The sequence below is a fragment of the Streptomyces sp. NPDC043853 genome (assembly GCF_056436025.1).
In genome coordinates this window covers 531,853-543,978 of sequence record NZ_JBWKDJ010000004.1, presented here as the reverse complement: position 1 = coordinate 543,978, position 12,126 = coordinate 531,853, and the positions used below count along the sequence as shown (strand labels likewise).

Annotated in this window: 10 protein-coding genes; 6 read left to right on the top strand and 4 right to left on the bottom strand. The window is 73.6% G+C overall.

The window, feature by feature from the left end; genetic code table 11:
- Positions 1 to 172 precede the first annotated feature (172 nt).
- Positions 173 to 907, bottom strand: a complete 735-nt coding sequence (locus AC067U_RS14675) for a DUF461 domain-containing protein (RefSeq protein WP_478830019.1) — start codon at positions 905 to 907, stop codon at positions 173 to 175.
- A 607-nt stretch (positions 908 to 1,514) separates the two neighbouring features.
- On the opposite strand from AC067U_RS14675, the gene AC067U_RS14670 reads away from it, so the two are divergent.
- The 6 genes from AC067U_RS14670 to AC067U_RS14645 all read left to right on the top strand — a co-directional run bounded on the left by AC067U_RS14670 (position 1,515) and on the right by AC067U_RS14645 (position 9,017).
- The gene (locus AC067U_RS14670) at positions 1,515 to 1,997 is read left to right on the top strand and encodes a CarD family transcriptional regulator (protein WP_003953493.1); all 483 of its coding nucleotides are present in this window, start codon (positions 1,515 to 1,517) and stop codon (positions 1,995 to 1,997) included.
- A gap of 376 nt (positions 1,998 to 2,373) precedes the next feature.
- Positions 2,374 to 3,138 (top strand): 2-C-methyl-D-erythritol 4-phosphate cytidylyltransferase, encoded by a 765-nt coding sequence (gene ispD, locus AC067U_RS14665; protein ID WP_478830018.1) that lies wholly within the window; start codon positions 2,374 to 2,376, stop codon positions 3,136 to 3,138.
- Entirely contained in the window at positions 3,128 to 3,694 is a 567-nt protein-coding gene (gene ispF, locus AC067U_RS14660) for a 2-C-methyl-D-erythritol 2,4-cyclodiphosphate synthase (RefSeq protein ID WP_478830017.1), read from the top strand. The genes ispD and ispF overlap by 11 nt, the downstream gene beginning before the upstream one ends.
- A gap of 85 nt (positions 3,695 to 3,779) precedes the next feature.
- On the top strand, positions 3,780 to 5,180 hold the full coding sequence (cysS, locus tag AC067U_RS14655) for a cysteine--tRNA ligase (RefSeq protein WP_478830016.1): 1,401 nt from the start codon (positions 3,780 to 3,782) through the stop codon (positions 5,178 to 5,180).
- 120 nt (positions 5,181 to 5,300) lie between these two features.
- Complete coding sequence (rlmB, locus tag AC067U_RS14650; RefSeq protein WP_478830015.1) at positions 5,301 to 6,257, top strand: 23S rRNA (guanosine(2251)-2'-O)-methyltransferase RlmB; 957 nt, start codon at positions 5,301 to 5,303, stop codon at positions 6,255 to 6,257.
- 1,179 nt (positions 6,258 to 7,436) lie between these two features.
- Positions 7,437 to 9,017, top strand: coding sequence for a DoxX family protein (locus AC067U_RS14645; protein WP_478830014.1), 1,581 nt, complete (start codon positions 7,437 to 7,439; stop codon positions 9,015 to 9,017).
- A gap of 71 nt (positions 9,018 to 9,088) precedes the next feature.
- On the opposite strand, the gene AC067U_RS14640 is transcribed toward AC067U_RS14645, so the two are convergent.
- The 3 genes from AC067U_RS14640 to AC067U_RS14630 all read right to left on the bottom strand — a co-directional run bounded on the left by AC067U_RS14640 (position 9,089) and on the right by AC067U_RS14630 (position 12,093).
- A complete protein-coding gene (locus AC067U_RS14640; RefSeq protein WP_478830013.1) occupies positions 9,089 to 9,871 on the bottom strand; it encodes a nucleotidyltransferase family protein in 783 nt (260 codons plus the stop codon).
- A gap of 155 nt (positions 9,872 to 10,026) precedes the next feature.
- Complete coding sequence (locus AC067U_RS14635; protein WP_478830012.1) at positions 10,027 to 10,440, bottom strand: hypothetical protein; 414 nt, start codon at positions 10,438 to 10,440, stop codon at positions 10,027 to 10,029.
- Between the two features lie 42 nt (positions 10,441 to 10,482).
- The gene (locus tag AC067U_RS14630; protein ID WP_478830011.1) at positions 10,483 to 12,093 is read right to left on the bottom strand and encodes a hypothetical protein; all 1,611 of its coding nucleotides are present in this window, start codon (positions 12,091 to 12,093) and stop codon (positions 10,483 to 10,485) included.
- Positions 12,094 to 12,126 lie beyond the last annotated feature (33 nt).

Genomic DNA, 12,126 nt, shown 5'->3' with positions numbered 1-12,126 from the left:
GCGCACGGGGAAGGGTGTTCGAGCCGGGCCCCGGTGCCCCGCGCTGCCTGGTGACGGTGCGGGGCCTGGGCTACAAGTTCGAGCCGTAAGTCACCCCTGCCGCGTGTGGCGCGGAACATGACGGAGGGCCCCGCCCGGGTGAAACCGGGTGGGGCCCTCCGTCATATGCGTGTCAGTGGCCGGCGGCGTGCGAGGCCGAGCCCGACGGGGTGGCGCCGGCGGCCGGGGAGCCGGTGGCGCTGCCGGACGGCTTGGTCGCGGGCGAGCCCGAGGTGTTCGCGGCCGGGGTGGCGCCGGGGGTGCCCGACGGCGTGCCCGACGGGGAACCGGAGGGGGAGCCGGACGGAGATCCGGACGGCGTGCCGGACGGGGTGGCGGCGGCCGGGGCCACGCTCGGGCCGAACTTCTCGTAGTAGCCGGTGGCCGGGACCACGAAGGCCCGCAGGCCGACGTCACCGGTGGTGCTCAGCTGGAAGACGACGGCCTGGGCGTCGCCGTCCTTCACGGCCTCGTCGCCGCCCTCGATCACCGCGGAGGCATTGCCCTCGCCGCCGAGGACGACGGAGCCGCCGGCCGGGACGCTGATCTTGCCGCTGCCGGTGGCGGGCTTCAGTGCCACCTTGCCCTCGCCACCCGGAAGGGTGATCCCGTCGAGGGTCTGCTCCTTGGTGCCGGTGTTGAAGATCGTGGCCGACACGACGGCCGGGCCCTTCCCCTTCTTGTCCTCCTCGGCGCCCGTGATGACCAGGGCGTTCTGGATCATGATGTCGCCCTTGGTGACCGCCGCGTTGTCCGGCTGGATCTGGAGCGTCTGCGCGTCGTTGCCCGCACCGCATGCGGCGAGCGATCCGATCGAGAGAACGATGGCGGCGGCGGCGAGGGCGCCGCGTCGAAGGCTGCGGCTCACGGCGGCGGCAACTCCTTGGACGTACGGACGGAGGGTCGGTGAGCGGCGAGGTAAAGCCGCCCTAAGGGTGTGTCAGCGGGCTTAGGTTACCGAGCCCCCGCCTCGCCCCCGCACCCGACCCTCCGGGGTGGCGCCCGGGGTCCCGGACCGGCCGCACGATCTTCTATTCGGAGCGGTGCCGCGCCCCCTCTCCGGCCCGCCTTCCGCCCCCTTCTCCGGGGTGCTGTTCCGGCCGTGCCCGGATATCGCCCGTGATCAATTTCCGGATTCCCTCCGGAACCCCGGAGTCGATCAATTCGGGATTGGGCCGGAAGCCGATCCGTGAGGGTGTCCGCCAGTCGAACGGAGTAGTTCGGTTTCGCGCCTTCGAAACCGGCAAAACGGGACGTACATCACTCGGTGCGGGTCGCCTGTCAGGTGTAACGTGGCCGTTTGGGCGCGCCCTCACAGCGCCTCCGACCTGCGAATACCCCCTTCCGGAAGCTTCCCGCAGCACGTCCCCGCCGTTGTTGTCAAGCCCCGAGATAGGCCCTGACCTGCGAAAACGCCATTCATAACAGTCCGTTCTCGTGTTACCCTGGATAGCCACGGAAGGGGTACCTGTCACATGACGTTCAAGGTTGGCGACACCGTGGTCTATCCCCATCACGGGGCCGCGCTGATCGAGGCCATCGAAACTCGCCAGATCAAAGGCGTGGACAAGACCTACTTGGTGCTCAAGGTCGCCCAGGGCGACCTGACTGTTCGTGTGCCTGCGGACAATGCGGAGTTCGTCGGCGTTCGCGATGTGGTCGGACAGGACGGGCTCGACCGGGTCTTCGAGGTGCTGCGCGCGCCGTACGCCGAAGAGCCGACGAACTGGTCCCGTCGCTACAAGGCAAACCTGGAGAAGCTCGCGTCCGGCGATGTCATCAAGGTCGCCGAAGTGGTGCGCGACCTGTGGCGTCGTGAGCGCGAGCGCGGTCTGTCCGCGGGCGAGAAGCGCATGCTCGCCAAGGCGCGTCAGATCCTGGTGAGCGAGCTGGCGCTCGCCGAGAACACCAACGAGGACAAGGCTGAGGCCCTCCTCGACGAGGTCCTCGCGTCCTGACGCGAACAACACGGACCGCTTGACACAGTCTGCCGCGGTGCCCGATGGCGGCGCCTCTCGATTTCGAGAGCGCCCGTTGCCGGGCGCTGCGGCATGTCTGGCTCTGCACACGCACCGCACACACGCATACACACGCACACGCACTACACACGCACCTGCTGCGCGCGTACGCGACACACACGTACGCGCGCACCCATGCACACGTACGTACGTCTGGCTACACCCCGCACCTCTGGCGTGCCGGGTCCGGGCAGCCGGCTCGACCGGTCGTCACGGAAGGGGCGAGGGCATCGCACCCGGCACGCTTCAGGCCATACCCATGTCGGCCGAAGGCACAAACCTGGCCGCCGACCGATGTCTCTGCCCGGAGCAACCGATGTCTGACGATTCGCGCCCCGCGCCCCCCGCGCGAGCCCACCGCACCGCCGCCGTCATCCCCGCCGCGGGACGCGGCGTCCGGCTGGGCCCCGGCGCACCCAAAGCCCTGCGCTCGCTCGGCGGCACGCCGATGCTGATCCACGCCGTCCGCGCGATGGCCCGCTCCCGGGCCGTCTCCCTCGTGGTCGTCGTCGCCCCGCCGGACGGCGCCGCCGAGGTCAGGAACCTGCTCGACGAGCACGCCCTGCCCGACCGCACCGACATCCGGGTCGTACCCGGCGGCGACACCCGGCAGGAATCCGTCCGGGCAGGCCTCGACGCCCTCCCGGACGACATCACCGCCGTCCTCATCCACGACGCCGCCCGCCCGCTGGTCCCCGTCGACACCGTGGACACCGTGGTCGAGGCCGTCCGCGACGGCGCGCCCGCCGTGGTGCCCGCCATGCCGCTCTCCGACACCGTCAAGGAGGTCGAACCGGGCAAGCCCGGCGAGGCCGAGCCGGTCGTCGCCACCCCCGAACGGTCCCGGCTGCGCGCCGTCCAGACCCCGCAGGGCTTCGACCGGGCGACCCTGGTCCGGGCCCACGAGACCATCGCCGTCAACGGCGAGGGCGCCACCGACGACGCCGGAATGGTGGAAAAGCTCGGCGTGCCCGTGGTCCTGGTCCCGGGCCACGAAGAGGCGTTCAAGGTGACCCGCCCACTGGACCTCGTACTCGCCGAGGCCGTACTCGCCCGCAGGAGGGCCACCGATGCCTACTGACACCACCCCCGGACAGGACGGACGGCCGGACGGACGGCCGGACGGACTGCCCGCCGGGCCGTCCGCCGCCCCGCTGCTGCCGCTCGTCGGCATCGGCACCGACGTGCACGCCTTCGAGCACGGCCGCGAACTGTGGTGCGCCGGCCTCCTCTGGGAGGGAGAGGAGTACGGACTGGCCGGGCACTCCGACGGCGACGTCGCCGCCCACGCCGCCTGTGACGCCCTGTTCTCCGCGGCCGGCCTCGGCGACCTCGGCGCGCACTTCGGCACCGACCGCCCCGAGTGGTCCGGCGCCTCCGGAGTCACCCTGCTCGCCGAGGCCGCCCGGATCGTCCGCGCCGCCGGCTTCGAGATCGGGAACGTCTCCGTGCAGGTCATCGGCGTACGTCCGAAGATCGGCAAGCGGCGGGACGAGGCGCAGAAGGCGCTCGGCGCCGCGGCCGGCGCCCCCGTCTCGGTCTCCGGCACCACCACCGACGGCCTCGGCCTCACCGGCCGAGCCGAAGGCCTGGCCGCCATCGCCACCGCCCTGGTGTACCGCACCGGCCGCGCCTGAGGCCCCACACCGGCGGGCAACCCGCCCCGCGCCCCTTTTCCACAGGGTCGCGGGGCACTGGCTTGCGGGCACTACCCTGGATGCCGTGACTATTCGCCTGTACGACACCAGCGCCCGGCAGATTCGCGACTTCACCCCGCTCGTGCCGGGCTGCGTCTCGATCTACCTGTGTGGTGCGACCGTGCAGGCCGCCCCGCACATCGGGCACATCCGTTCCGGCCTGAACTTCGACATCATGCGCCGCTGGTTCGAGTACCGCGGTTACGACGTCACCTTCATCCGGAACGTCACCGACATCGACGACAAGATCATCACCAAGTCCGGCGAGCAGGGCCGCCCCTGGTGGTCCATCGGCTACGACAACGAGCGCGCGTTCAACGACGGCTACGCGGCCCTCGGTTGCCTGCCGCCCACCTACGAGCCGCGCGCCACCGGCCACATCACCGAAATGGTCGAGATGATGCGCGGCCTGATCGAGCGCGGCCACGCGTACGAGGCCGACGGCAACGTCTACTTCGACGTGCGCTCGTACCCCGACTACCTCAAGCTCTCCAACCAGGAACTGGACAACCTGCTCCAGCCGTCCGGCGAGGGCGAGACCGGCAAGCGCGACCCCCGCGACTTCGCCATGTGGAAGGCCGCCAAGCCCGGCGAGCCCTCCTGGGAGACCCCGTGGGGCCGCGGCCGCCCCGGCTGGCACCTGGAGTGCTCGGCCATGGCGCACAAGTACCTGGGCAGCGCCTTCGACATCCACGGCGGCGGACTGGACCTGATCTTCCCGCACCACGAGAACGAGATCGCCCAGGCCAAGGCCTTCGGCGACGACTTCGCCTCCTACTGGGTGCACAACGCCTGGGTCACCATGTCCGGCGAGAAGATGTCCAAGTCCCTCGGCAACTCGGTGCTGGTCTCCGAGATGGTCAAGACCTGGCGTCCGATCGTGCTCCGCTACTACCTCGGCACCCCGCACTACCGGTCGATGATCGAGTACAGCGAAGAGGCGCTGCGCGAGGCCGAGTCGGCCTTCGCCCGCATCGAGGGCTTCATCCAGCGGGTCTGCGAAATGGCGGGGAAGGCCGTCGCTCCGGCCGCCGAGGTGCCGCTCGCGTTCGCCGAGGCCATGGACGACGACCTCGGCGTCCCGCAGGCGCTCGCCATCGTCCACACCACGGTCCGCCAGGGCAACAGCGCCCTCGCCGCCGACGACAAGGACGGCGCCATCGCCCGGCTCTCCGAGGTCCGGGCCATGCTCGGCGTCCTCGGCCTGGACCCGCTCGACCCGCACTGGGCCGGCGAGACCGAGCGCGGCGAGGACCTCCACGGCGTCGTCGACAGCCTGGTCCGTCTGGTCCTGGAGCAGCGCGAGTCCGCCCGGGCCCGCAAGGACTGGGCCACCGCCGACGCGATCCGCGACCAGTTGCAGCAGTCCGGGCTGGTCATCGAGGACAGTCCGACCGGGCCCCGGTGGACGCTCGGGCAGCGCTGAGCACCCACCGGGCACCCGCCGGGACCAGCGGAACGTGCCGCCCGCCGCTCGCGGGCGGCACACTGGTCCTAGTCCTCCACACATACGTATTCAGAGCAGTAGCAGCAGAGACAGGTAGTCATGGCCGGGAACAGCCAGCGCAGGAACCGCCGTACGTCCAACAAGAAGGGCGCCACGGTCGGCAGCGGTGGCCAGCGCCGCCGGGGCCTGGAAGGCAAGGGCCCCACGCCGAAGGCCGAGGACCGCAAGGGTCACAAGGCGTACCGCGTCGCCAACGCCATGGCGCGGCAGGCCGCCAAGCGCCGCCCCGCGCCGCGCCGCGGCGGCCCCAAGGGCACCAGCGAGATGGTCGTGGGCCGCAACCCGGTCTTCGAGGCGCTGCGCGACGGCGTGCCCGCCACCACGCTCTACGTCCAGCAGTTCATCGACAACGACGAGCGGGTCCGCGAGGCCCTCGCGCTCGCCCAGGCCCGCGGCAACATCAACCTGATGGAAGCGCCGCGGCCCGAGCTGGACCGCATGACCGGCGGCCTCAACCACCAGGGCCTCGTCCTGCAGGTCCCGCCGTACGAGTACGCGCACCCGGAGGACCTCACCGCCGAGGCGTACGACGAGGGCCAGGACCCGCTGATCGTCGCCCTCGACGGAGTGACCGACCCGCGCAACCTCGGCGCCATCGTCCGCTCCGTCTCCGCCTTCGGTGGCCACGGCGTCGTCATCCCCGAGCGGCGCGCCGCCGGCATGACCGCGGGCGCGTGGAAGACCTCGGCCGGCACGGCCGCGCGCACGCCGGTCGCGCGCGTCACCAACCTCACGCGGGCCCTCCAGGAGTACAAGAAGGCCGGCATCACGGTGGTCGGCCTCGCCGCGGAGGGCGAGCACGAGCTCCAGGACCTTGAGGCGCTCGGCGGGCCGGTCGTGATCGTCGTCGGCTCCGAGGGGAAGGGGCTGGGCCGGCTGGTCGGCGAAACCTGCGACTTCCTGGTGCGGATCCCGATGCCGGGCGGCGCGGAGTCGCTGAACGCGGGTGTCGCGGCGGGCGTGGTCCTGTACGAAGCGTCCCGCCGCCGGGCGTAGCCGCCACCGGGCTGGGCCCGGCCCGGGGCGCCCTCCCGCGGGGCTCCGCCCTGCCCCTGCGCGGGGCTGCGCCGCTCCCGTCCGGGGCCGGCCCGGCTCCTGCGCGGGGCCGCGCCGCTGCCGTCGGGGACTGGGCCGGCTCCTGCTCGGGCCGTGGCCCAGCCACCGGGACCGTGCCCGGGCAGCCTTCGCGGCTGCGCCGTGGCGGGGCCCTGCGGGGCCTTTCCCCCACCCCGCCCCTTCCCGTAACCGGGCCGCCGCCCGGACCCGCCGGGGCTCCGCCCCGCATCCCCTTGGGGCTGCGCCCCGGGCCCCCGGCCGCCGCCCGGATCCGCCGGGGCTTCGCCCCGCACCCCCTCGGGGCTCCGCCCCGGACCCCCGGCCGCCGCCCGGATCCGCCGGGGCTTCGCCCCGCACCCCCTTGGGGCTCCGCCCCGCACCCCCTTGGGGCTCCGCCCCGGACCCCCTCGGGGCTGCGCCCCGGACCCCCGGCCGCCGCCCGGACCCGCCGGGGCTCCGCCCCGCACCCCCTTGGGGCTCCGCCCCACACCCCCTCGGGGCGCCCCAGACCCGCTTGGGGCTTTGTCCCGCACCTCCCTGGGGCTCCGGCCCGCACCGGCTGGGGGCTCCGCCCCGGACGCGCTTGGGGCTCCGGCCCGCACCCCGTTGGGGCTCCGGCCCCGCACCCCTTTGGGCTCCAACCCGGACCCGCTCGGGGCTCCGGCCCCGCGCCCCCTTGGGTTCCGCCCCCGCACCCGCTCGGGGCTTCGCCCCGCACCCGCTTCGCCCCGCACCCCGGGCCTCAAGCGCCGGCGGGGGTTGGACGGGGCGGGTGGGCTGCGCTCCGGCTGCCAGGGCTTCGTACGGGCACGCGGGTGCGTCGGCAGAGCTGGAGGGGCGGCTTCGGCCCGGACATGCCGTGCGCGTCCCGTGGGCGTGGCTGCGCCCCACCCCCGGGCGCCGGCCGGGTGGGGTTTCGCCGGAACGGCGGAACGGTGGGGTCGGCCAGGTGGCCCCCAGTGCCCGGCCGGCGAGGCCATGGCTGCCACGGCCCGGCCGGCGCGGTCATGGTTGCGGGTGCCCGGCCGGCGAGGCCATGGCCGAAATGTGGTGCCTTGACGGGTCTCGGACAGATCCGTGGTGTCAAGGCAGTGTCCTAAACATTGATCACTCGGTTAGATGAGTGTGGACACAAGAACGCCCAGGTTCGACGACCAGCCCGCGCTGAGCATGGTCAAGGTGCCGTGCGACCCCGCACAGGTCATCGTCAACCACGCCAGCTTCCGCGTGCGGCTCGCACCGAGCCCGAGCGCACGTCCCAAGTCCGGTTCCCTTCCCGGCGGTCCTGCTCGCGTTCCCGCGCTCAGCACGGCCGTCGCCGCCGCGGCTGCGGGCCGCCGCCCGCGGCGCGCCCCTGTCGTGTGGAGCGGCAAGGCCGGACCCGGCGGCGACGCCGCGGCCGCCACCGGCGGCCTCCTCCAGGCCGTCCGCGAAGCGGGCCGCGGCCACGACGGGTTCGACGGCGGAGCCACCCAGGTCATCCCCCGCATCGACCTCGCCCGGGACCTCGCCGAGGACACCCTGCCCACGCCGACCGTCATCGGCCAGCGGAGTTACGTCGACTCCGCCGACGCCGACGAGACCCGGCCGCTGGCCGCCGTACGCGACTCGTCGTACCGGACCGGCCCCGGCCACGGCACCCCCGACGAACCCCTCGCCGAGATCCGCCGCCCCCAGGGCGAGGGCCGGTCGGGCAACGCCTCGTACTACCCCGACCGCCGGATGAACCTCGGTGTCGTGCTGCTCCCGCTGCGCGTCTTCCTCGGCTTCATCTCCATCTACGCCGGCATGGGCAAGCTCTGCGACCCCGTCTACTTCGACGGCGGCGAACGCGGCTCCATGGTCACCTGGCTGCACACCCTGCACCCCTGGGCCCTCGCCGAGCCGCTCCGCGACTTCGCGCTCTCGCACCCCGTGGGCGCCGGCCTCACCGTCGCCTTCCTCCAGGTCATCGTCGGCGTGCTGACGGTCTTCGGACTGTGGCAGCGCTTCGCGGCCTGCTTCGGCGCGCTGCTGTCGGCCGCCCTGCTGATGACCGTCAGCTGGAAGACCGTCCCCGCCTACGACGCCCCCGACATCATCTACCTGGCCGCCTGGAGCCCGCTGGTCATCGCCGGCGCCCCGGTCTACTCCCTGGACGCCCGTATCTCCGGCGAGGCCTGGCGCACCCTCGGCCCGCGTTCCGACATCTGGCAGCTGCGCCGCCGCGTCCTGCGCCGCGGGGCCGTCGTCGGCTCCGTGGTCGTCGGCCTCACCCTGCTCATCGGCTCGCTGCTCGGCAGCGCCGTCCGATCCAGCACCGTGGTCACCGTCCCGGGCCCGGGCGAGGCCCCGAGCAACTACCTGCCCGGCACCCCGCTCCCGCAGGAACCCGGAAAGTCCCGCACCCCCGCCCGGCGGGCACCCGCACAGGGCACCCCCTCGACCAAGGCGTCACAGCCCGCCAAGTCCCCCCGGACCACCCCCGGCGCCGGCGCCAAGGCCACCACGGGAACCGGCGGCACCGGCTCCGGCTCGCCCTCCGCGACCAGGGGCGCCACCGGCAAGCAGACCCCCCGGTCACAGAGCCCCCGCCAGTCCACCACCCAGCAGCGGCCGTCCTCCTCGTCCTCCGGCAGCGGCGGTACCGGCACCCGCGGCAGCGGGTCGGACGCCCCCACCACCCGGAAGCCGGGCCTGGTCGGCAGCCTCCTCGGCTGACGAGCAGACCCGTAAGGAGAGGGCCCGGCGCACGGCGCGCCGGGCCCTCTTCCCGTGCCGGGGCGGCGAGTTCAGACGGCGCTCTGGGCCGCCAACTCCTTCGCGGCCTCCGTCAGATCCTTCGCCGTGTCGATGGCCCGCCAGTACGCCCCCTGGGGCAGCGGGAAGCCCGCCAGCCGGCGCTCCCGGGCCAGGTGCGGGAAGGTGGTCCGCTCGTGGTCGCCGAAGTCCGGCAGCAGCGAAGCGAATTCACCGGAGAAGACGTACACGCCGGCATTCACGAGGTACGGCGACGGCGGCGCCTCGATGAAGTCGAGGATCTGCCCGAACTCGTTGGTCTCCACCACGCCCCACGGAATGCGGGGCCGGGCCAGCGCCAGTGTCGCGGTCGCCGCCCGTTCGATGTGGAACTCCGCCATCTCCCGCAGCGAGAAGCGCGTCCAGATGTCCCCGTTGGTGGCGTACCAGGCCTCACCCGGGTGCGGCAGCCGGGCGGCCGCGAACTTCAGGCCGCCACCCCGCCCGAGCGGCTCCTTCTCGACCACGGTCGTCACCCGCAGCGGCAGGTCCGCCTTCTCCAGCCACTCCTGGAGCACCTCCGCGAGGTGACCGCAGGACACGACGGCGTCGGTGACGCCCTCGGACGCCAGCCAGGCCAGCTGGTGCCCGATGATCGGCACGCCGGTGCCGGGGATCTCGACCATCGGCTTGGGCCGGTCGTCCGTGTACGGACGCAGCCGCGAACCCTGGCCGCCCGCCAGGACGACGGCCTGGCGGGGCGTGGCCGGGTGCGCGGCCGCGGAGGGAAAGGCGCCGGAGGCGGCGCCGGCGGGAGCGTCGGAAGGTTCCGTCATGGCAGCAGCCTATTCAGGCACGGCCGCCGAAAGGGGCGCCACAAGCAGGAAACCGCCCCCAGGAGGGACGGCCGCCAGGCCCGGCACGGAGGCCCGGACCCCGGGCAGGACCCCGGACCGGACCCCCGGAGCGGGGCCGGTCCACGGGAACGGTCCTAGCCGATGGAGGCGACGCCCGCCGCGTACGAGGTGTCGCACACGGGGCGGGAGTACGACTGGGCCTTCGTCGGCCCGTACTTCTCCACCGCCGCCCGGCCCAGCGCACGGGCGATCCCCACACAGTGGTCGGCCAGCGAAGGCCGCTTGTCCACCGCCTGCTGGAGGTGGGTCAGGACATCGCCCGGCTCCGCACCTTGCTGCAGCTCCCCGAGGAGCTTGTCACGCAGCACGTCCTGCGCCGCGAGCGGCTTCGCGGGGACGGACACGTCCTCGGCGGAGGCGGTGAGGATCTGGGACGGGGAGTTGTCGGCCCAGGGAACCATGGTGACCGCGAGGGTCCCGGACAGGACCAGGACGACGGGCAGGACCAGGGCGAGGGAACGGCCGATACGGCGGGCAGTGTGGGTCACGAGGGCGAGAGTAGCGCTCGGTGAAGATATGGCGACATTTAGTCACCCGGTCGAGGGATGGTTCGACGCGGCTTTTCGAATGTCGTGTTGACGCACGGTGCTCGAAATGGGCCGGTCTGCTGTGGAGTCCGACGATACGGGAGCCGACAGTGGCCCGAGATACGCGTGGTACCCGGCCAGACCCGGCAACGCCGGCAGGGACACCCGGCGCCACTCCCGCGCATGCGCCGGTACCGGACCGCCCGCCGCCACCAGCACCGCCACCGGCCGCCGCGCGGCCACCACCCGGAGCCCCCCGGCCGTGATGCTGTGGTCATGCCCGCCGACCTGCCGCGACGCACACCCCAGCCGGTACCCCACCCGCACCGCCTCGAACCCACTGACCACGCACGGCGGCCGCAGCCCCTCCCCACGCAGCACGTCCGCCACCCGCGCGAACGCCGCACCGGCCTCCCGGCCCCGCTCCACCGCCGCGACCACCACGGCACCCTGCACCGCGAAATGCCCGGCCGCCACCACCACGACCAACCCGCACCACACCCGGCCGCGCGCCGCCAGCGCCGTCACCCCCGCCGCCACCGGCAACGCCAGCAGCGCGTACGCGGGCAGCAGGAATCGCGGCGCCGCGTACCCGATCAACACCAGGTACGGGACCGCCAGCACCCCGCCGGACACCGCCGCCCACAGCAAGGCCTCCCGCACCGGCGAAACCCGCCGGACGGCCACCACCACCCCCGCAGCCACCGCCGGCGGCACCAGGAACCACCACAACCCGCTCACCGGCCGCCACGAAGCCCCGCAGGGCCGGCACAGCGTGCGGCCGTTCTGCGCGCGCAACTGGTCGAGCAGGGCCTTCGGATGCCAGCCCAGCCCGCCCTGGATCTCACCCGCCCGGTGCAGGCGTGCCACCACGCCCCCGTACCGCAGCTCCGCCTCCACCCACCACTCCGCGACCCCCAGCAGCGCACCGGCCGCGAGCGCCACCCACAACACCGGCCGCCGCCAACGACGCACCAGCAGGGCCGGCCCGCCCAGCGCCAGGAGCAGCCAGAACGCGTCCGGCGGCCGCATCAGCGCGACCCCGCACACGGCCGCCGCGAGCCCGGCGAGCAGCCGCCGCGAGGGCGGACCCGGGAAGAGGGCGGCCCGCAGAAAACAGCCGACGGCGATCAGGCAGCCGTACGCCACCCACAGGTTCGGCATGGCCTGCGGCCCGTACAGCAGGGTCACCCACAGCCCGGCGAACAACGCCCCCGCCACGGTCAGCACGCGGGCGGGCAGCAGCGGCCGCCACACGGCCAGGGAGAGGAACAGTGCCGCCCCGGACAGCACGGCCAGGTACGCCCGCAGCGCGACCGGGTCGTTCGGGTCGACACCCAGCAGGACGGCCGGCGCCACGAGGAAGGTGATCCCACGGGCCCGGGGCGCGCTGAAGAAGGCGGCCGGCACGCGCGGGTCGACCTGGCTGACGTACACCGTCTCGTCCCACCCGAGCGGGCTGCCCGGCACGACGAGAACCAGTTGCAGGACCGTGTAGAGGAGGGCGACGACGGCCGGGCCGCGCAGCCGTCGCCGCGGGCCGGCGACGGGCGCGCTGCCCGCGGCGCCGGCACTGCCGGGCACGGTGGGACGGGTGATCGGGCCGGTGGCCATGCCCCCACGCTGTGGTCACAGCGCGGGGGCGGC